We start from the raw sequence: 19,546 nt of genomic DNA on the forward strand, positions 1-19,546 counted from the left end.
CGTACGTCACTCACATTGGCGACGCCGCATTCCTAACCGGCGCTGCGCTTGCCGGGCGGTTCTTGTGGGTCCACACCCGTCGTGGCGGACGCACCCTTCGTTCCGCTGGGCCGCTGGGAGCGGCCACGGGCGCCCAGATCGCGCATCCCCTTCTCCCCGGAGCCCTCACTCTGCTCCTCACCTCGTTCGCCATGGCTCTTGACCGGCTTGCCATGGGGGTTTCCGCCTTCTTCCTTGGACACCGTGCGTCCGGGGCCCTTGGACGGGGCGTACGTGTCCGGGTGGAAGGATCGATGAGCGCTCGGGTTGTCCTGCTGGCGGGTTTCGTCCACATCGGGGGACCAACCGTGCTGCTTGGTGCCCTCGTGGGGACTCTGTCCCTTGCCGTGCTTCGGCTGAGACGGCTTCGGCTGCTTCGTCATGGCTTGGCCTGCTGTCTGACTGGGGAAGGGTCGCGCCCGTGTACCCGCGCGTCTGCCGATGTCCTTCTCATCGTCCCACCGTCCGCTGATCCGGTCGCGCCGACCGGACGAAGAGCCGGGTCGGACGGCGGCCGTGAGACCGGCCCGGTTCAATGCCCGCTGATGGTGCTGAGGGGTTCGACATTCGACGTCCGGACATTCGCAGGTGTGTGCGGAGGAGACCGGGGCACACGGTGTTCCGGAGGTAATAAACATGGTTCCCCTGATTCTCGTCCTTCTGCTGATCCTGCTTCTCTTCGGTGCCGGATTCGCACTGAAGATTCTCTGGTGGATCGCGATCGCCCTGCTCGTCGTCTGGCTGATCGGGTTCGTCGCCCGTCCCAAGTCCGGTAGTGGCCGGTGGTATCGGTGGTAGGGATCCGTTCGACGGATCCGCGCCGGGACCCCATCCGGATGAGGCGAATGGGATCCTGAAAGCCGGGTAGGCGGAATTTCGGCGAGACGTGAAGTGCGCCGCGCACGACGTACGGAAAAGTAAAGACGGCGGGAATCTCCTCGCCGTCCTCCCTTTACCGGAGGAGTTGTTTTCGCGTGACTGAGCATGTGTGGAGTTTCAAGTCGACCTCGGGTCACCTGGCCGGTGCCGATCTCACCGGTTACAAGGTGGAGGCGACCGACGGGAGCGTAGGCAAGGTCGACAAGCACTCCGACGAGGTCGGTGACGCCTACCTGGTCGTGGACACCGGCGTGTGGATCTTCGGCAAGGAGGTCCTCCTCCCGGCGAGCACGGTGACCCGGGTCGATCCGGAGGACAAGAAGATCTACGTCGACCTGACCAAGGAACAGATCAAGGACGCCCCCGAGTTCCACCGCGAGAAGCACCTCGGCGACTCGGGGTACCGCGAGGAGCTGGGCACGTACTACGGCTTCCCGCCGTTCGGCGGCCGCCCGCTCTGATCAGCGGACATGGCGTCAGGGGTGTGGCCCGGACTCGACGAGTCCGGGCCACACCCCTGTCATGAGGCGGATCGGACCCGGCCGCCGGCCCGCACCCGCCCGGCGGTCGCGCGGCGCCCGTCGGCCCCGGTCCCTCAGACGCGTTGGGCCCGGTGGAAGAGGGCGTGCAGTCCATGCCGGCGCAGCGCCGCGCGGGCGGCGTTCGCGCCCGGCGCGCCGTGGACACCGCCGCCCGGGTGGGCGGCCGCGGAGGCCAGGTAGAGGCCCTTGACGGGGGTCTCGGGACGGCCCGTGCCGGGTGTCGGGCGGAAGATCGCCTGCTGGTGCAGGGCGGTGGTTCCGTTGTTGATGGCGCCGTTGTGCAGATTCTCGTCCAGGGCCTGGAGCGTGGCCGGGGCCAGGATGCGGCGGGCACGGACCAGCGTCCGGAAGCCGGGTGCGTAGCGTTCCACCTGGGCTTCGATGCGATCGGCCATGGCCTCCTGCTCGCCGGCGTCCCACCGGCCGGTGATGCCGTCGGGGCCCGCGTCGGCGGTGACGCGCTGGGGGACGTGGGTGTAGGCCCATGCCGATTCCGTACCGGCGGGTGAGCGACGCGGGTCGGCGGTCGTCATCTGCCCGAACAGGGCGAACGGCTCGTCGGGGACGTGCCCCACGGCGAGCTGCGCGGCGAACCGGGTCAGGCCGTCCACGCCGTCGGCCAGGTGGACCGTGCCCGCGCCGACCGCTCCCCGTGCCGACCACGGCACCGGACCGCTCAGCGCCCAGTCGACCTTGAAGGTCGCGAAGTCCCACTGGAAGCGCTCCAGATCCCGTACGAGGTGGGGCGGGAGGTGTTCCTCGCCCACGAGGTCGCGGTACAGGGACGGAGCCGAAGTGTCGGCCAGTACGGCACGGTGCGCGTCGACCGTCTCACCGCCCGCAGTCCTGACCCCGACGGCCGTGCCCCCACGCACCACGACCGACGCGACGCGCTCACCGCAGCGCAGGACGCCACCGCGGCGACGGAGGCGGCTCACCAGCGCGGCGGTCAGCGCGCTGGAACCCCCGGCGGGGACGGGGAAGCCGTGGCTCTGGCCCAGCATCGACATCAGCCAGCCGAATCCGCCGCTTCCCGCCGCCTCCGGAGCAAGGTCGGCGTGCAGGGCGTTCCCGGTCAGCAGGAGCCGCCCGCCTTCCCCCGCGAACTCCTCCTCGCCCAAGCGCCGCACGGGCAGGGTCAGGCTCCGCGCCAGTCGGAGCCCGCCCGCGGCGCGGAGTTTCGCGGCCAGGCCGAGCCCGGCGCGGACCGGCGGGAAGGGCGTGAACAGGGCCTGCACGAGGTCCGGCCCGATCCGGCGCCATGTCCGGTACATGCGCTCCCAGGCGTCGCCGTCGGCGGCCGCGAACTCCGCCAGCCCGGCGGAGGTGTCCTGCACCCGGCGTTCGAGGACCGCGCACCGGCCGTCCAGGAGGGGGTGCGCCAGTACGCGCGGGGCGTGGCTCCAGCGCAGGCCCTCGGCGGCCAGGTCGAGGCGGGCGATGACCGGGGAGGCAGCCGCGAGCGGGTAGAAGGCGCTGAAGACGTCGGAGATGTAGTCCGGGTGCACCCCGCGGTCGCTGCGCACGGCCCCTCCGGGCTCCTCCTGCGCCTCCAGGACTTCCACCGTCCACCCCGCGTCGACCAGCAGGTTCGCCGCCACCAGGCCGTTCGGCCCCGCGCCGATCACCACCGCGTCAGGCATGCCGGCTCCCCGTGCGGTCCTGCTCCACGACCCTGGCGAGGCGGGCCAGCATTCCACGGTGCCGCAGCTGGAGGGCTGCTTCGCTGACGGAGTTGTGCAGGGTCCCGCCCAGGCCTCGCAGCGGGTGCTCGTCGCAGACGACCAGGGTCTCCTCTCCCCACGGCCTGAGCTGGAGGAAGATCCTCGCCGTGCCGAGGGCCTTGAACGCCGCCTCCAGCTCCAGCTCCCGGCCGGGGACGGTGTGGCGGACCGTGGTGGTTCCGTCGGTCGACCAGGGGCCGAGGCGGACGGTGTAGCGCAGCCGGGAGCCGACCTCCGGCCAGGAAAGGTCGAGGGGCGTGGACTCGGACGGGCCCACCACCCATGCGCCGTAGCGGGTCGGGTCGGCGAGAACGGCCCACACGGCATGCGGGGGACGGTGGATCAGCTGATGACGGACGGCCATGGCGATGCTCCTCCTACCGGGGCGCTGGGGACGTGGCGAACCCGCTCGGCGGGGCCCTGGTGGGGCGAACCGGTCGGTCCCACGGTTCCTGGGGCACAGCGACCTCCCTCGACGGGTGGTGTCACGGTCATGGTGCGCGTGCCCCGATCGCGCCGCATCTCACGCGTCTCGAGCGCGCGCTTCCCTCCGGGGCCCGCGTACGTTCGCATCCGGCGCTCCTCGGGCCCACAGTCGCTCGTGACACCGAGGCCCGGAGTCCCCACGGGGACTGGGCGCGGCTCTGTCCCGCGCATCGGACGACCGAGGCCCGCGGCTCGCCCGGCCGGGCCTGGAGGGACCGCTTCCGGCCCGGCCACGGTCGGGCCGGTCATCGCACAAGGTGTCGTGCGCCTTCGAGCGAGCGCCGCGTCCGCGTGTTCGGGATGACGTGCGCCACAGCGAGCGTGGAAGGCGGGTCGGACGCTTCCGTACGCAGTGACCTCTCTGGTAGACGTGACGGCATACGTGTTCGATTCATCCCGAAGGCTCCCGCCATGAACCACGGCCCCGGCCCCCGCTCCGCCCTGATCGACTTCAGTATCGACCTCACCGTCGACGAGGCACGTCGGCGTGCCGAAGTCGTGGCAGCCCTGGGGCCCGACTGGGATCCCGTGGCCGTTCTTCGTGGGGAGGAGGCGGCGCACGCCCTGCTGTACTCGGGCCTTGACGAGGAGCAGCAGCGGGTGCACGCGATGCTGGTCGCGGCCGGCGTGCTGCCCGGAGAGGTGCCGGGCCGTGCGTCTTCCGCTTGATCCCCACGCCGACCCGGCTCGGCGGGCCTGGGTCGCGTGCCCCGGTTGTGACGACGCCCGCGACTGCGGGACCTGCCGTGAGCGCCGGAACTGCCGGAGCCACTGGCGCTATCTGATCGGGAACAACGGGCCCCGGGTCCACCTGCAGTGTCCGCACTGCACTCACATGTGGACCCTCGACACCTCCCGTGAGCGTCACGGCCGCCGGGCCTGAGCTCAGCAGATCCGCGGCAGCTGCTCTCCGAGCGGCATGTCCACGACGCGGGTGCCGCCGAGTCCGGTACGAGCCACCACCATGCCCGGATGGGTCTCGACCGCCTCGCCGATCACCGCCGCCTCGGCACCCGAGGGGTGGGCGCGCATCGCGGCCAGTACCGCGTCCGCGTGCTCTCGCGGGACGAAGGCCACGAGCTTGCCCTCGTTCGCCACGTACATGGGGTCGAGTCCGAGCACCGCGCAGGCGTTCCCGACCGCGTCGGGGACCGGAACGGCACGCTCCTGGATGACGACGCCCGTGCCCGACGCCGCCGCGATCTCGTTCAGCGAGGCGGCCAGGCCCCCTCGTGTGGGGTCGCGCAGCACGTGCAGGTCCCGTGTGACGGCGAGCATCGCCTCCACGAGGCCGCCGAGCGGTGCGCAGTCGCTGGTGATCTCGACGCCGAATTCGAGGCCTTCCCGCACGCTCATGATCGCCACGCCGTGCATGCCGATCGGACCGCTCACGATCACCACGTCCCCGGGCACCACCCGTTGCGGCCGCAGGTCGACTCCCTCGGGGATGAGACCCACCCCCGAGGTGTTGATGTAGACGCCGTCGCCGTGGCCGGCCTCCACGACCTTGGTGTCGCCGGTGACGACCTGGACGCCTGCCACGCGTGCCGCCGCGCCGAGGGCCTGGGCGACGCGGGCGACCACCTGGGTCTCGACGCCTTCCTCCAGGATGAACCCGCAGGAGAGGTAGCTCGCCCGGGCGCCGCTCATGGCGAGGTCGTTCACGGTGCCGTTGACGGCCAGGTCGCCGATGCTGCCGCCGGGGAAGAACAGGGGGCGCACCACGAAGGAGTCGGTGGAGAACGCCAGGCGGGCGCCGCCGATGCGGATCTCGGCCGCGTCGGCGGTGTGGGCGAGGGCCGGTCCGCCGTAGGCCGGCGCGAAGACGTGCTCGATCAGCTCGGCGGACAGCGCGCCGCCGCCGCCGTGGCCCATGACGATGCGTGTCTGGTCGCGCAGTGGCGCCGGGCAGGTCCAGGAGAGCATGTCGGGTGCGGGCTGCGCGGCGTCGACGGCGTCGACCGCCGGGGTGGTGCTGACGGTGTCAGGCAAGGGTGCTGCCCTCCAGAGGAGCGGTGACCGGGGACGGGGTTCCGGAGGACACGCGGGCCGCCGCGGGAGGCCGCTGTCCCGGGGTTCCGCCGTCGAGCCGCCGGTAGAGGTAGTAGGCGGCGCAGGCGCCCTCGCTGGACACCATCGTGGCGCCGAGCGGGGAGCGGGGTGTGCAGGTGGTGCCGAACGCCTCGCACTCGTTCGGTTTCAGCAGGCCCTGGAGGACTTCGCCGCTGCGGCACTCGGCGGGCTCGCGGGTGTCGATGCCCTCGACGGAGAAGCGGTACTCGGCATCGTGGTCACGGTAGCGTTCGGACAGGCGCCAGCCGCTGTCCCGGATGACGCCGATGCCGCGCCAGGCCCGGTCGGTGATCTCGAAGACATCGCTCAACATCGCCTGCGCCGCTGGATTGCCCTCGGCCGTCACGGCGCGCTGATAGGCGTTCTCGACCGTGTGCTCACCTCGCTCCAGCTGGAGCACGGTCCTGCGTACGCCTTCCAGGATGTCCAGCGGCTCGAATCCGGTGACCACGATCGGCACCTGGTGGCGTTGTGCGAGCTCGGGGTACTCGGCCGTGCCCATCACGCTGCAGACGTGGCCGGCCGCGAGGAAACCCTGGACGCGGCAGTCCGGGGACCTCATGATCGCGTCGATCGCCGGGGGGACGCGGACATGGGACACGAGCAGACTGAAGTTGCGGATGTTCCGCTTGCGCGCCTGATGGACCGTCATCGCGTTGGGCGGGGCCGTGGTCTCGAAGCCGATGCCGAAGAAGACCACCTCCCGGTCCGGGTTCTGCTCGGCGATCCGCAGTGCGTCCAGCGGGGAGTAGACCACCCTGACGTCGCCGCCCTGCCCGCGGACCTGGAACAGGTCCCGCCCCGTGCCGGGGACGCGGAGCATGTCGCCGAACGAGCAGAAGATCACCCCTGGCCGAGAAGCGATCTCCAGTGCTTTGTCGATCATCTCGAGCGGAGTGACGCAGACCGGACAGCCCGGGCCGTGGATCAGCTCGATCTCGGAGGGCAGAAGCTGGTCGATGCCGTGCCTGATGATGCTGTGGGTCTGGCCGCCGCACACCTCCATCAGGGCCCAGGGGCGGGTCACCGTCGCCCGGATCTCGTCGAGCAGCCGACGTGCCAGGTCAGGGTTCTGGAACTCGTCGATGTACTTCACGGCCGCACCTCTCCGTGGACGTCGTCCTGCGTCTGCCACTCGCTCACCGCGGCCTCGGCGGCCTCCCACGGGTCTCCGAACTCCTCCTGGAGCAGGCCGAGGGTCTCGAACAGCTCCAGCGTCCGCTTGGCCGACTCCTCGTCGAGCTTCTGGAGTGCGAAGCCGACGTGCACGATGGCGTACTCGCCGGGTTTCAGGTCCGGCAGGTACTCCAGGCACACCTCCTTGACCACTCCGCCGAAGTCGACCGTGGCCATACGTGTGCCGTCCCGGTCCTCGACGTCCAGCACTCTTCCGGGTACCGCAAGGCACATGGGTGTCTCCTCAATGCCGCGCTCGTCGCGGCGTGGCGGGGGCCGACCGGTCCGTCGTCCGGGCGGCCACGACGAGTTGGCCCAGGGCCAGACCGCCGTCGTTCGGCGGGATCAGTCGGTGGCGCAGCACGCTGAAGCCGTCTTCCCGCAGCCCCTCGGCGCAGGCCGAGGAGAGCACCGTGTTGGCGAACACTCCCCCGGTCAGGGCCACGGTCTCCACGCCGGTCCGGCCGCGGGCGGCGGCGCAGACCGTGCGCACCAGTCGGGCGACGGCATGGTGGAACCGCGCCGCGACGACGGCTGCCGGGGCCCCGTCCAGCACGTCGGCTACCACTGCCGTCAGCAGGGGTGCGGGGTCTGCGCTGAGCGGGGCGCCGGACCGCGGCGGACCGAGCCGGAAGACATAGCGCTCGTCCTCCGCCACGCCGGGTGCGCGCAGGGCCGCGGCCTCCAGCTCGATCGCGGCCTGCGCCTCGTATCCCGCGTGATGGCAGATCCCCACGAGGGAGGAGACGGCGTCGAAGAGGCGCCCCATGCTCGACGTGGGAACGCAGTTCAGCTCACGCTCCAACTGCCTTTCCAGAACGGGCAGTTCTTCGGGCGCACAGGCGCGCGCGCAGGGCAGAGCGCGGTCGACGGGAAGGCCCGCCGCCCGCAGATGGGACAGCGCCATGCGGTAGGGCCGTCGTACGGCCGCGTCGCCGCCCGGCAGGGGTACGTAGGCGAGGTGCGCGAACCGCTCGAACCCGGCGTAGTCCGCGAGCAGGAACTCACCGCCCCACACGGCGCCGTCGAGCCCGTGGCCGGTGCCGTCGAAGGCGACGCCGATCACGGGAGCCGCTCCGTCGAGGCCGTTCTCGGCCATCGCCGCCGCGACGTGCGCGTGGTGGTGCTGTACGAGGACGACGGGCCGTCCCGAGGCGTGTTCGCGGGCCCAGCGGGTGGACCGGTAGGCGGGGTGGCGGTCGGTGGCGATCAGTCCGGGGCGCACCCCCGTGACGGACTCCAGCTGCCGTTCGGCGGAGGCGAGGGCGAGCTGGGTGGCGAGGTCGTCCATGTCGCCGATGTGGGCGGAGAGCCAGGCCTGGCGTCCGTCGCCGAGGCAGAAGGTGTTCTTCAGGTCCCCTCCGACGGCGAGGGCGGGGGCGACCTCCACGGGCAGCGCGACCGGCAGCGGCGCGTAGCCCCGGGAGCGGCGCAGCGTCAGCTGCTCGCCGTCGCAGACGCGGACGACGGAGTCGTCGCAGGGGACGTGGATCGGCCGGTCGTGCAGGAGCCAGGCGTCCGCCAGACCGGCGAGTCTGGTCAGCGCCTCCTCGTCGTCCGTGACGATGGGCTCGCCCGCGAGATTGCCGCTGGTCATCACGAGGAGCCGGGGCCCTTTCCCGTCCGCCCTGCCGAGGCCGAGGAGGAGATGGTGCACCGGGGTGTACGGGAGCATGAAGCCGAGGTCCGGGCTGCCCGGCGCCACCGCCCGCGCCGGCGCGGCCCCCGGGAGCGGGCGGGCGTCGTCGCGGCGGCGCAGCAGGACGACAGGCCGGGCGCCGCCGGTGAGGAGTTCTCGTTCGAGCGCGCCGAGGTGCACGAGGGGCTCGATGTCGGCGAGGTCCGCGGCCATCATCGCGAAGGGTTTGTCACCGCGCGCCTTGCGGCGGCGCAGTTCGGCCACCGCGTCGGGGTTCGTCGCGTCGCAGGCCAGGTGGTAGCCGCCGAGGCCTTTGACGGCGAGGATCGCGCCGGAGGCGAGCATCGCGCGTGCGGCGGTGACCGGGTCGGCGCCGGGATCGCGGCCGGGGCCGGGGCCGACCCCGGCGGAGCGGGGGGCCGGATCGGAGCCGAGGGGCGTGGGGCGGCCGGGTGCCGTGACCAGCCGCAGCCGGGGGCCGCAGTGGGGGCAGGCGACGGGCTGCGCGTGGAAGCGCCGGTCCGCGGGGTCCCGGTACTCCCGGGCACAGTCCGGACACATGGGGAAGCCGGCCATGGTGGTGTGGACCCGGTCGTAGGGCAACCCCGTGACGATGGTGAACCGCGGGCCGCAGTTGGTGCAGGTGATGAAGGGGTGCAGATACCGCCGGTCGGCCGGGTCCGCGAGTTCCGCGAGGCAGTCGTCGCAGGTGGCGGTGTCCGGCGGGACGAGGGTGCGGACGGCGTCACCCTGCCTGGAGGGCACGATCGTGAATCCGTGGCCGCCGCTCGCGGTCACCTCGGCCGCCTCGACCGACTCCACCCGGGCCAGGGGCGGGGCGTCGGGCGCGAGGCGGGCGCAGAAGGACGCGACGTCCGCGGGGTCTCCCTCGACCTCCGCGACGACTCCGTCCGCCGTGTTGGTGACGTGGCCGGACAGGCGCAGTCCGGTGGCGAGGGCGTAGACGAAGGGCCGGAAGCCCACGCCCTGCACGACGCCGCGGACGACCACGCGGCTGCGCCGCGGGGCCATGGCGGGGGCGGGTCCGGGCCGCGCCGTGGTCACGCGCCGGCCTGGGCCATCACCGGGGTGTGGACACGGTCGCCCTCGGCCGTCGCGAGGGCCCGGTCGAGCAGCGTGCCCGCGCCTCGGCCGTCACGTACCGAGCTGAGAACGACCTCGACACCGGGGTTGACCTGCTGCACGTTGGCGCGGAAGGCCGTCTCGTCGAACTGCGCGGCCTCGGCCATGTCGGTCTTGGTGACGATCACCAGCTGGGCGAGACCGAACGCGGTGGGGTACTTGAGCGGCTTGTCCTCCCCCTCGGTGACCGAGGCGAGCACGACGCGGAGGGACTCCCCCAGGTCGTAGCCGGCGGGGCAGACGAGGTTGCCGACGTTCTCGACGAACAGCAGCCGGGTGGACTCCGGCAGCCAGTCGTGCAGGTACCGGGCGACCATGTCGGCCTCCAGATGGCAGAGGCCGTCGGTGAGCACCTGCTTGACGGGGACGCCCGAGCGGGCCAGGCGGCGGGCGTCGTTCTCGGTGGCGAGGTCGGCGGTGAGCGCGGCGGCGCTGACGCCCCGTTCGCCGGCGAGGCGCAGTTCGCGCTCGAGCAGGGCGGTCTTGCCGCTGCCGGGGCTGGAGAGCAGGTTGATCACGGTGGTGCCGCGGGCGTTCAGCTCGGTGCGCAGGATGTGTGCCGCGGCCTCGTTCTTGGCGAGGACTGCGCGCTGGAGATCGACGGCTCGGCACATGCTCAGCTCTCCTCGGTGATCGGTTGGCGATGTTCCTCGCGCGGCGCCTCCGGGTCGGCCCAGCGGACCTGCCGGATCTGGAGTTCGCGGCCGGAGACGAGTCCGTCGGCCGCGGCGCCGCAGCCGGGGCAGAGCAGCCGGGGCGGCATGCCGACCGCCCAGTCCTCGGCGCACGCCGCGCAGCGCGCGGTGCCCGGGACGGTACGGGTGATCAGCTCGGCGCCCTCGACGACGGTGCCGGCGCAGGCGAGTTCGAAGCAGAAGGCGAGGGCGTCGGCGACGACGCCGGCCAGTTCGCCCACGTCCAGCTCGATGCTGCGGACACCGACGGCCCCGCGGTCCTTCGCCGCGGTCTCCACCTGGTCGACGACGGCGACCGCGAGGGACATCTCGTGCATCGGTCTCCGTCCTGGGCGCCGGGGGTGGGGCTCGGGCGTCATTAGAGAACGGGGGGCGCCGGGCCGACGCCCGGCGCGCCGGGACCGGAGGGCTGTGTCGTCCGTTCGGTGCAGCCACCGCCGAGCGGGCGGGGGTCACATCCTGCTGATGCGCAGGTAGCGCCGGACGTCGGGGAGGACCCCGACGACGACGGCCGCGACGGCCAGGGCGGCGAGGGCGGCGGCTGCGGCGCCGAGGACGTTCCTGTGCATGGTGCTCTCCGTTTCGGTCTTCATACGACGGCTTCCTGGCGGACCAGTTCGGTCACCATGCGCACGGCCTCGGGAACGGCCGCGGCGACCTGCGGGCTCAGCCCGATGCCCTCGTCGAGGCAGGCCGGTTCGCAGCCGACGACGAGGATCCGCCGGGGCGGCGCGGCTCCGGTTCCCGCGCACAGGGTGTCGAGCAGGGCGAGGACGGCGTCGGGTGTCATCCGGTGGCCGTCGAGCGGCGCGGGCCCGGTACCGCCGGCTCGGTCGCCGGCCGCCGAGGCGTCGATCAGATAGAGCGTCCCCGGTGCACCGCCGCGGGCCGTGACGTCGACGAGGACGAGGGTGTCCCAGCCGTCGAGGAGTTCGTAAGCCAGGTGGACTCCCCGGACGCCGACGTCGGCCAGCTCGACGGAGGCGGGGAGTTCCTCGAGGGCGAGCCTCCGCAGGGTCTCCACGCCGAAGCCGTCGTCGCCGAGGAAGATGTTGCCCACCCCGGCCACGAGGGTGCGGGTCGTACCGGGCACTCCGGCCTCGGGCGCCGGGCCGTTCACATGTCCTCCAGGGCTTCGACCTCGTCGGGCTGGAAGTAGAGGAACCGGCCCTGCTCGCGGCGGATGTCGGCGCCCGGGTCGTCCTCCACGGTGACCGCGACATGGACTCCTCCGTCGACGTCGTGGAGGACCGCCTCGACCAGAGCGCTGCGCCCGTCGAGGAACAGGTCCTGGGCGTCCGTGCGGCGGAGCCGCGGGCGCAGGACGACCCTGCTGCCCGCGCGGACGGCGCGCCCGTCGACGAGGACGTGGTCGCTGCCCGGATCGACGCCGGTGTCGCCGCCCGGGTCCCACCAGGGCGTCTCCGGTTCGAGGATGTCTCCGCCCGGCTTCGGGGTCCCGGCGACGCTCTGGAGGCTTCGGACCGCTCCGTGCAGACGTTCGAGGACTTCGGGCGGCATGGTGTCCGCCAGTTCGATCACCGCCGCCGCGCGGGCGTCGGTGCCCCTGGCCTCACGCTTCTCCTCGTCGGTCAGGGCCGCCGTGCGCAGGGCGAGGATCTCGTCGATCTCGGTCGCGTCGTAGAGGGCGCCGGGGCTCTCGGGCGCGATGGCGGGGTGATCGTCCAGGATGATCGGCGAGGAGAGCATCAGGTCGTCGCGGCCGGGTTCGCCGGCCAGGACGGGCCAGGTGTGCAGGTTGCGGCAGGCCGCGACGGCGCCCCTGGCCCACTCCGGTGGGTCGGTCATCGACAGGAACGCACCGCCGTCGAGGCGGAGCAGGGTGTGGGTGGCGACGAGGGAGTACGGCAGTGCCGCATGGCGGTCGGTGTCCGGCTCGGCGGTCCAGGAGCTGGTGTTCTCCACCGTGAGCGAGACGCGCTCGACTCGGTACGGGCCGTCGAGTTCGGCCGCCGAGATCCGTACGGCGCCGCTGATCTCCTCGCGGCGGCGGACGAGTCGGCCGAGGACGCGTCCGTCGGCGTCGGTGACCTCCTCGGTCTCCTCGGCGGCGGGGCGGGTGAAGGGCAGAGCGATGCCGTCGCCCCGGAGTTCGGCGACGGGGACGACGAGGGTGACGCGCTCCTCGACGCCCTCGTCCCAGGCCACCAGTACCCGGTCGGGCAGGCGGAGTTCGCCGGTCGGAGCGAAGGTCCCGTCCCTGCGGAGTTCCTCGACGGTACGCCGCTGGGCGCGCAGGAACCGGACCTCGACGGCGAGTTCGGCGCCGGCCCTGGGCTCCATGAGGCACTCGGTGAGCTGGAAGTCGTGCTCCTCGGCGGCGGCGCTCCAGGACGGCGGGACCAGGACTCCGAACTGCCAGCGGAGCCGGTTCTTCGCGGCGGACGCACGGTACGGGTAGAGGACGTACCCCTCGAAGAGGACGGCGTCGGCGACGTGCCGGGCCACGGCGAACCGGGCCTCGGTGGCGGGGGTGAAGGCGACGGTGGTCATGTTGTCCTCTCCCCCGCCGCTTCGAGCAGGGACTGGACGGTGGCCTCCCACGACGGGAGGGCCCGGCGCAAGCGGTAGGCGAGCAGGGCGTCCATCGCGTCGCCCGGGAGCCGGATCCAGCCGCAGCCGGGGAAGTGCTGGTCGATCATCTCCCGCCACACCTTCACGGGCATGCGGTGGGAGACCTCCTTGTCCCAGGGAACGGGCTCGACGTGGAAGCCGCCGGCGCCGGTGAACGCGGTGCCGGAGAAGAGCAGGAGCAGCGGGACGTCACCGTCGGAGAGGGCCCGGAAGTACCTGGACGCGGCGATGTCGGTGTCGTAGGTGCACGGCACGACGAGGTCGGTCTCGACCTCGCCGGTGAAGCCGGGCACCATGACGGAGGCCTGGGCGAACTGCACCGGGTTGAGGCTGCTGCCCCACCGGGAGCGCTCGCCGAAGAGATCGCCCAGCGCTGCGGCCTCGTGGTCGTCGTAGCCGCGCCGTGCGGGTTCGATGCGGATCTGGCAGCGCAGCGCCATGGCGTGGACCCGGGTGCCGCCGGTGGCGGTGATCCGCAGCCGGAACACGAGTGTGGGTCCGGCCGCGTGGGGATCGGCACGGACGTCGGTGCAGCTGAAGGAGAACTCGGTCACGGCCGGCTCCCCTGCGGCTCGCGTGCCAGGCCGCGTACGTGCGTGAAGAGGGCGTCGAGGGCGGCCCGCGCCTCCGCACCCCCGTCGAACCCCTGCCAATGCAGTCGCATGCGGCCCACCAGTTCGTAGCAGAGGTCGATCGGTACGAGGAAGCACTCGGTGCGGCCCTCGTGGCGGCGGAGCAACAGGGCCTCCACATCGGGTTCGAGGTGAGCGGCCAGCCGGGTGGCGTCGAGGACGGACCGCCAGGCGTCCTCCTCCAGCTCGCTCTCGGTGGCGCCGGCGGGGCTCGGGTAGAGCGCCACCGGGCGGTCGAGGGCGGAGTTGCGGAAGAAGAACGCGACGGAGACCGGGATCCGCAGCGACTCCCACGCCTGGTCGTCGATCCGGTGCCCCTGGTCGCTGAGGAAGCGGCCGGGCACCGTCCGGAAGCGGCCCGGGGAGGCGGCGGAGCGGTCCATCAGCTGCGCGCACGGGCCGCATGCGCAGACCAGGGCCCGCTTGTCCGTGTCGACGAGGTGTGGGTGACGCGCCTCGGCCGCCAGTGCCGCCCCACACAGTTCACACCGTTCCTCGCGGGGTGGGCGCGGGGTGGTGAACCGGCGCAGGCCCGTGGGCCGCGAGGGCCGCACGACGCCGTTCGGCGGCCCGTTCACCGGGCCGCCGACGAGCGGCCGTCCGCGCCCGCGAGGGACGGACGGGTGCCGATCTGGAGCAGCGCCGGTTCGCGCGGAGCGCCGGTCTCCAGCTCCACCCCGGTGACCTCGGGGGCGAAGCAGGCGAGGGTGTCCACGGCCGCCTGGCGGAGGGACTCCTGGGTACCGGAGCAGCCGCAGCCGGTCGAGCCGGCGACCCGAAGCCGCAGCACGCCCGTCGCCGTGTCGAACCCGGCGTTCTCCACGGGCTGGGGCAGGGCGGACAAGGCGCGGTCGATGCGGGTCGGCGCGTCGTCCGGGTGCAGTCCGTGCAGATTCAGCAGGCTCGCGACGAGTTCGTCCGCGAGCAGCGGGTCCAGCGGGTCGGCGGGCGGACGGGCCGCGGGACTCCCGAGGAGCTCGACCACCCGGGCGATGCCGCTGCCGTAGAACTCCATGAGGACGCGTACGACTTCCTCCGCGGCCGCGCAGGCCTCGGCGTCGCCGTTGTCGGCCAGCCGGTCCAGGACCTCCTCGACGCGTCGGCCCGCCTGTTCGGCGGTGGTCGTGCTCATCCGGCCAGACCGCTCAGGCCGGTGGGCACGTGCATCTGCTTCACGGTCCTGCCGTTGCCCGTGTACATGTGGACGCCACACGGCAGGCAGGGGTCGAAGCTGCGCACGGCGCGCATGATGTCGATGCCCTTGAAGTTCTCGGGCGTGTTCTCCTCGAAGATCGGGGTGTTCTGCACCGCGTCCTCGTACGGGCCGGGGGTCCCGAACGTGTCCCGTGTGGAGGCGTTCCACGGCGTCGGCGGATAGGGGTGGTAGTTGGCGATCTTGCCGTCCCTGATGACCATGTGGTGCGAGAGGACGCCTCGTACGGCCTCGGTGAAGCCGACGCCGATGGACTCGTCCGGCACTTCGAACTTCTCCCACGTCTGCGTGCGTCCGGCGCGGACCTCCTCCAGGCCCTTCTCGGCGCAGTGCAGGGCGACGGCGGCCGCGTACGCCTGGAAGTAGGTCCGGGCGCGGTTGCGTTCCAGGGCGTTGCTCCACTTCGGGATCCGCCACTCGAACGTGGTCTCCGGCTTGGTCATCGTCCGGGGGAGGTTGATGACGACGCTGTGCCCGGTGGCCTTGATGTAGCCGATGTCGACGAGGCCCGAGAGCGCGGTGGACCACAGGCGCGCGAGCGGGCCGCCCCCGGTGTCGAGTGCCAGGTGGTCCTTGCCGTCGAACCAGCGCGGGGACATGACCCAGCTGTACTTGTCGTCGAAGTTCCGCTTCTGCGGGGCCGGGATGGTGTGCTGGTTCCACGGGTGGCGCGGGTCGACCGGGTTGCCCAGCGGATCGTGGGTGACGAACTGTTCCTGCCCCTCCCAGTCCTCGTAGTACGAGCTGCCGAGCAGGATGCGGATGCCGAGGTTGATCTCGGTGAGGTCGTTGGTCACCAGCTTGCCGTCGACGACGACACCGGGGGTGACGAACATCCGCCGGCCCCAGTCGCTCATGTTGGCGTAGGTGAAGTCGCAGTGCTCGGGGTCGTTGAGAGCGCCCCAGCAGCCGAGCAGCACACGGCGGCGCCCGACCTCCTCGTAGCCGGGCAGTGCCTCGTAGAAGAAGTCGAAGAGGTCGTCGTGGAGCGGGACGACCCGCTTCATGAACTCCACGTACCGCATGAGGCGGCTCATGTAGTCGGTGAACAGCTGCACGGACGCGACCGTGCCGACACCGCCGGGGTAGAGGGTGGAGGGGTGGACGTGCCGCCCCTCCATGAGACAGAACATCTCCCGGGTGTAGCGGCTGACCTGGAGCGCCTCGCGGTAGAACTCCCCTTCGAGGGGGTTGAGGGAGCGCATGATGTCCGCGATCGTGCGGTAGCCGTGCTCGGCGGCGTGCGGCGCCTCGGTGCGCTCGGCCAGCTCCAGGACGCCGGGGTTGGTCTCGCGGACCATCTTCTCGCAGTAGTCGACCCCGACCAGGTTCTCCTGGAAGATGTTGTGGTCGAACATGTACTCCGCGGACTCGCCGAGGTTGATGATCCACTCACCGAGATGCGGGGGCTTCACGCCGTACGCCATGTTCTGCGCGTACACGGAGCAGGTCGCGTGGTTGTCACCGCAGATGCCGCAGATGCGGCTGGTGATGAAGTGCGCGTCGCGGGGGTCCTTGCCCCGCATGAAGACGCTGTAGCCGCGGAAGACGGAGGACGTGCTGTAGCACTCCGCGACGCGCTTCTGCTTGAAATCGATCTTCGTGTGGATGCCGAGGCTGCCCACGATCCGGGTGATGGGATCCCAGGCCATCTCCACAAGGCCGGAGCCGTCACCCGTCGTCTTCGCCGGAGATGCCATGGTCGCTGCGGTGCCCTTCGTCAACTCTTCGACTTCGCGAACAGTGGGGTGGATGGGGGGTCGTGCGGGGGTGGTGCGGGGGCGTCGCGTCACCAGGGCGGCCGGTAGCCGGTGGTGATGCGCTCGCCGGTGTGCCGCCACTTCGGCTCCTTGTCCACGGTCCTGGCCGTGATGGTCCGCAGGCGGCGGATGACGGAGCCGTACACGCCGCTGGCGGTGCTGGAGACCTTGCCGCCGGGAGGTTCGTCCATGAACGGCATGAACTTGTCCGGGAACCCGGGCATGGTGCACGCGATGCAGATGCCGCCGACGTTCGGACAGCCGCCGATGCCGTTCATCCAGCCGCGCTTGGGGACGTTGCACTTGACGACCGGACCCCAGCAGCCGAGCTTGACCAGGCACTTGGGTGAGTCGTACGTCGAGGCGAACTGGCCCTGCTCGTAGTAGCCGGCCCGGTCGCAGCCCTCGTGCACGGTCGCCCCGAACAGCCAGGTCGGACGGAGCTTGTCGTCCAGCGGGATCATGGGCGCGGAGCCGACCGCCTGATAGAGCAGGTAGGTCAGCGTCTCCGCGAAGTTGTCCGGCTGGATGGGGCAGCCGGGCACGCACACGATGGGAATGCCGGCATGCGACTTCCAGTCCCAGCCGAGGTAGTCCGGGAGACCCATCGCGCCGGTCGGGTTCCCCGCCATGGCGTGGATGCCGCCGTACGTGGCACAGGTGCCGATCGCGACCACGGCGAGGGCCTTGGGTGCCAGCCGGTCGATCCACTCGCTGGTCGTGATGGGCTGACCGGTCTCCGGGTTGTCGCCGAAGCCGCTCCAGTAGCCCTCCTGCTTGATGGCCTCGTTCGGGATGGATCCCTCGACGACCAGCACGAACGGGTCGATCTCGCCCCGCTCCCCCTTGAAGAACCACTCGATGAACGTGTCGGCGCCGCCCACCGGACCGCACTCGAAGTCGATCAGCGGCCAGTGGACCGCGATCCTGGGCAGCCCGGGCAGCCCCGCGAGGGCGATCTCCTCGATGCTGGGCTGCATGGCGGCGGTCAGGGCCACCGAGTCGCCGTCGCAGCTCAGACCCGCGTTGATCCAGAGGATGTGGATCGGCTTCTCTTCGCTGCCGGGTTCGGCACCCTGGTCCTCGACCGGGGCCGGCTTTGCTGCGCTCATGCGTCGCCTCCTGAGGAGGGATGGGGCGAAGGCCTCATGTCAGGCCTAGGTCTTGCTCAACAGTCGGCCGATCCGCCCGGGCCCGCACCCGGACCGTCCCGGAGCTCCGCTCGGGGACCTCCTTCCGGACGAAGGCCCGGCGCCGTGCGTGGTAGCTCGCGGCGGGGTCGTCGAAGATCGACCGCATCCGGGAGAGCTCCTGCTCACGACAGGCCGCAAGGGGGACGACGGACTCCAGGCGCTCGTGCTCCGCCTTCTTCGCCGCGATCCGCGACTGAAGCCCGCTACGGGATGCCACACGGAGGGCCGATCGGGTGATCTCGGCCGTGAACTCCCCGGGTCCGCAGTCGACGACCCGGTCGACCAGGCCCATGTCCAGCGATGCCGCGGCGGACACCGGTCGCGCCTCTTCGGTGAGGCGTGCGGCCAGGGCCTCGCCCACCCTTCCGGGCAGGGTGCGGGTCCAGTACTCCGATCCGTACAGACCCATGCGCCGGTAGTGCGGATTGAGCACCGACCCCGAACGGCACCAGACCTCGTCGGCGGCGAGGGCGAGCATCACCCCGCCGGCGGCGGCGTTGCCCCCGATCGCGCTCACGACCAGTCGGTCGGTCGTGGTGAGAACCGCCTCGACCAGGTCGTTCATGGCATTGATGTTGGCCCAGGACTCTGCGGCAGGGTCGGCGGAGGCCTCGATGACGTTCAGGTGGATGCCGTTGGAGAAGAAGTCGCGCTGCCCGCCGAGTACCAGGACGGAGGTGGGACGCCCGCGTGCGGTCTCGTACGCGTCCAGCAGGCGGCGACACTGGTCGGTACTCATCGCCCCGCCGGGGAACGCGAAGGACAGGACGCCGACCGGTCCCTGCTCGCGGTACCGGATGTCGGACCAGGTCCTCCGGCCCGGCGCCGGGTCGGCGGGCGCCGGCAGTTCGGGGAGCTCCGGCAGCCGGCCGGCGAGGGCCAGGGTGGCGGGGAGCTTGCAGGCCCGCGGCATGCCGCGGCCGGTGCGGGCGCGGAGCTCGGGGATCCACACCGCGCCGTCCACGGTGGCGCGGCAGACCGCGCCCGCCCGGGTGGCGAGCAGGGCACCGGGCCGCCCGTGCAGACCGTCCTCCGGGTGGCCGCCGTGCAGGAACCACTCGGCGCCGAGCAGCCGGTCCGGCACACCGGGCTGCGAGTCGGCGGCCCGCAGGATGCGCAGCACGGTCTCGGTGGTGTCCTCGTCCCACGAGATCCGCCGCTCCTCCTGGCGGACCGCGGGACGGGCGCGGACCTCGCCGGTCTGGGGTCGCGGTGTCGCGCCGGCGGCGACCCTCTCGACGGCGAGCAGTACGGCGGCCACGGCGGCGTCGGACAGCTCGTTGCGGTACAGATCGCTCTTGCCGACCTCCGGGACGCGGAAGGCGGCGGTCGCCCAGACGTCGCCCGCGTCCATCTCCTCGTCGGCCTGGAGGACGGTGACGCCCCACTCCTCGACCCCGTCGTGGATGGCGTGGTCGAGCGAGGACGGGCCACGGTCGCCCACGGGCCCCGGGTGCACGATCAGGCAGCGGTGCGCCGTCCACACGTCACGGGGGACGACAGCCTTCAGCAGGGGGGCCACGACCAGGTCGGGTGCGTGGCGCGCCACGGCCTCGCGGACGGCGGCCCCGTCGGGGGTGACCTCCACGGGAACGGTGTGTCCGCGGTCGCCCAGCTCGACCAGGACGCGCTGGGTGAGGCTGTTGAAGCTGCTGGCGACGAGCAGGATGCGCATGGACGGACCCTCCGGGGTTGCAGTGGATGGAACGGCCCCGGAAGGGCCGTCCACCGACCGCCTGCGATCCTCGGACACCGCG

At 71.9% G+C, this 19,546-nt stretch carries 22 protein-coding genes; 4 read left to right on the forward strand and 18 right to left on the reverse strand.

Annotation, left to right across the window (positions count from 1 at the left end; all coding sequences use genetic code 11):
* Positions 1-32: 32 nt before the first annotated feature.
* Positions 33-422 carry a hypothetical protein gene (locus tag ACIP8Z_RS07275; protein WP_402079857.1) on the reverse strand — a complete coding sequence of 130 codons (390 nt, stop codon included), beginning with the start codon at positions 420-422 and terminating at the stop codon, positions 33-35.
* A gap of 253 nt (positions 423-675) precedes the next feature.
* Here ACIP8Z_RS07275 and ACIP8Z_RS07280 point away from each other — a divergent pair, with 253 nt between their 5' ends.
* The gene (locus ACIP8Z_RS07280) at positions 676-837 is read left to right on the forward strand and encodes a hydrophobic protein (RefSeq protein WP_319316935.1); all 162 of its coding nucleotides are present in this window, start codon (positions 676-678) and stop codon (positions 835-837) included.
* A 176-nt stretch (positions 838-1,013) separates the two neighbouring features.
* Positions 1,014-1,379: a PRC-barrel domain-containing protein gene (locus tag ACIP8Z_RS07285; protein ID WP_402079860.1), complete on the forward strand. Its 366-nt coding sequence runs from the start codon at positions 1,014-1,016 to the stop codon at positions 1,377-1,379.
* Between the two features lie 134 nt (positions 1,380-1,513).
* Here the strand turns inward: ACIP8Z_RS07285 and ACIP8Z_RS07290 are convergent, their stop codons facing one another.
* Together ACIP8Z_RS07290 and ACIP8Z_RS07295 are read right to left on the reverse strand one after the other, a co-directional pair.
* Positions 1,514-3,103: a phytoene desaturase family protein gene (locus ACIP8Z_RS07290; RefSeq protein ID WP_402079863.1), complete on the reverse strand. Its 1,590-nt coding sequence runs from the start codon at positions 3,101-3,103 to the stop codon at positions 1,514-1,516.
* A complete protein-coding gene (locus ACIP8Z_RS07295) occupies positions 3,096-3,548 on the reverse strand; it encodes an SRPBCC family protein (RefSeq protein ID WP_402079865.1) in 453 nt (150 codons plus the stop codon). The genes ACIP8Z_RS07290 and ACIP8Z_RS07295 overlap by 8 nt, the downstream gene beginning before the upstream one ends.
* A 533-nt stretch (positions 3,549-4,081) precedes the next feature.
* Here ACIP8Z_RS07295 and ACIP8Z_RS07300 point away from each other — a divergent pair.
* Together ACIP8Z_RS07300 and ACIP8Z_RS07305 are read left to right on the forward strand one after the other, a co-directional pair.
* A complete protein-coding gene (locus ACIP8Z_RS07300) occupies positions 4,082-4,339 on the forward strand; it encodes a DUF6400 family protein (protein ID WP_402079868.1) in 258 nt (85 codons plus the stop codon).
* Positions 4,323-4,553 carry a hypothetical protein gene (locus ACIP8Z_RS07305; protein WP_402079871.1) on the forward strand — a complete coding sequence of 77 codons (231 nt, stop codon included), beginning with the start codon at positions 4,323-4,325 and terminating at the stop codon, positions 4,551-4,553. Before ACIP8Z_RS07300 ends, ACIP8Z_RS07305 begins: the two co-directional genes overlap by 17 nt.
* A 2-nt stretch (positions 4,554-4,555) precedes the next feature.
* Here the strand turns inward: ACIP8Z_RS07305 and hypE are convergent, their stop codons facing one another.
* From hypE to ACIP8Z_RS07380, 15 genes are all read right to left on the reverse strand, one after another.
* Positions 4,556-5,596, reverse strand: coding sequence for a hydrogenase expression/formation protein HypE (hypE, locus tag ACIP8Z_RS07310; protein ID WP_402080805.1), 1,041 nt, complete (start codon positions 5,594-5,596; stop codon positions 4,556-4,558).
* 58 nt (positions 5,597-5,654) lie between these two features.
* Entirely contained in the window at positions 5,655-6,839 is a 1,185-nt protein-coding gene (gene hypD / locus ACIP8Z_RS07315; protein WP_402079874.1) for a hydrogenase formation protein HypD, read from the reverse strand.
* A complete protein-coding gene (locus ACIP8Z_RS07320) occupies positions 6,836-7,153 on the reverse strand; it encodes a HypC/HybG/HupF family hydrogenase formation chaperone (protein WP_266976137.1) in 318 nt (105 codons plus the stop codon). Before ACIP8Z_RS07320 ends, hypD begins: the two co-directional genes overlap by 4 nt.
* A gap of 10 nt (positions 7,154-7,163) precedes the next feature.
* Positions 7,164-9,590, reverse strand: coding sequence for a carbamoyltransferase HypF (gene hypF / locus ACIP8Z_RS07325; protein WP_402080807.1), 2,427 nt, complete (start codon positions 9,588-9,590; stop codon positions 7,164-7,166).
* 29 nt (positions 9,591-9,619) lie between these two features.
* Positions 9,620-10,315, reverse strand: coding sequence for a hydrogenase nickel incorporation protein HypB (gene hypB, locus ACIP8Z_RS07330; RefSeq protein ID WP_402079876.1), 696 nt, complete (start codon positions 10,313-10,315; stop codon positions 9,620-9,622).
* A gap of 2 nt (positions 10,316-10,317) precedes the next feature.
* Positions 10,318-10,713 carry a hydrogenase maturation nickel metallochaperone HypA gene (locus tag ACIP8Z_RS07335; RefSeq protein WP_402079879.1) on the reverse strand — a complete coding sequence of 132 codons (396 nt, stop codon included), beginning with the start codon at positions 10,711-10,713 and terminating at the stop codon, positions 10,318-10,320.
* A gap of 135 nt (positions 10,714-10,848) precedes the next feature.
* Positions 10,849-10,989, reverse strand: coding sequence for a DUF6893 family small protein (locus ACIP8Z_RS07340; protein WP_402079881.1), 141 nt, complete (start codon positions 10,987-10,989; stop codon positions 10,849-10,851).
* Positions 10,986-11,516, reverse strand: coding sequence for a hydrogenase maturation protease (locus ACIP8Z_RS07345; protein ID WP_402079883.1), 531 nt, complete (start codon positions 11,514-11,516; stop codon positions 10,986-10,988). Before ACIP8Z_RS07345 ends, ACIP8Z_RS07340 begins: the two co-directional genes overlap by 4 nt.
* Positions 11,513-12,910: a hypothetical protein gene (locus tag ACIP8Z_RS07350; RefSeq protein ID WP_402079886.1), complete on the reverse strand. Its 1,398-nt coding sequence runs from the start codon at positions 12,908-12,910 to the stop codon at positions 11,513-11,515. The genes ACIP8Z_RS07345 and ACIP8Z_RS07350 overlap by 4 nt, the downstream gene beginning before the upstream one ends.
* Positions 12,907-13,545 carry a DUF6084 family protein gene (locus ACIP8Z_RS07355; RefSeq protein ID WP_402079888.1) on the reverse strand — a complete coding sequence of 213 codons (639 nt, stop codon included), beginning with the start codon at positions 13,543-13,545 and terminating at the stop codon, positions 12,907-12,909. Before ACIP8Z_RS07355 ends, ACIP8Z_RS07350 begins: the two co-directional genes overlap by 4 nt.
* The gene (locus ACIP8Z_RS07360) at positions 13,542-14,201 is read right to left on the reverse strand and encodes a DUF5947 family protein (RefSeq protein ID WP_402079891.1); all 660 of its coding nucleotides are present in this window, start codon (positions 14,199-14,201) and stop codon (positions 13,542-13,544) included. Before ACIP8Z_RS07360 ends, ACIP8Z_RS07355 begins: the two co-directional genes overlap by 4 nt.
* Entirely contained in the window at positions 14,198-14,755 is a 558-nt protein-coding gene (locus tag ACIP8Z_RS07365; protein ID WP_402079893.1) for a hypothetical protein, read from the reverse strand. The genes ACIP8Z_RS07360 and ACIP8Z_RS07365 overlap by 4 nt, the downstream gene beginning before the upstream one ends.
* Positions 14,752-16,536, reverse strand: coding sequence for a nickel-dependent hydrogenase large subunit (locus ACIP8Z_RS07370; protein ID WP_402079896.1), 1,785 nt, complete (start codon positions 16,534-16,536; stop codon positions 14,752-14,754). The genes ACIP8Z_RS07365 and ACIP8Z_RS07370 overlap by 4 nt, the downstream gene beginning before the upstream one ends.
* Positions 16,537-16,625: 89 nt before the next feature.
* A complete protein-coding gene (locus ACIP8Z_RS07375) occupies positions 16,626-17,708 on the reverse strand; it encodes a hydrogenase expression protein HypE (RefSeq protein ID WP_402079898.1) in 1,083 nt (360 codons plus the stop codon).
* Between the two features lie 34 nt (positions 17,709-17,742).
* Positions 17,743-19,464: a hydrogenase maturation protein gene (locus tag ACIP8Z_RS07380; RefSeq protein ID WP_402079901.1), complete on the reverse strand. Its 1,722-nt coding sequence runs from the start codon at positions 19,462-19,464 to the stop codon at positions 17,743-17,745.
* Between the last annotated feature and the right edge of the window lie 82 nt (positions 19,465-19,546).

Source organism: Streptomyces sp. NPDC088553, from assembly GCF_044752965.1.
In the GTDB taxonomy this organism is placed as follows: domain Bacteria; phylum Actinomycetota; class Actinomycetes; order Streptomycetales; family Streptomycetaceae; genus Streptomyces.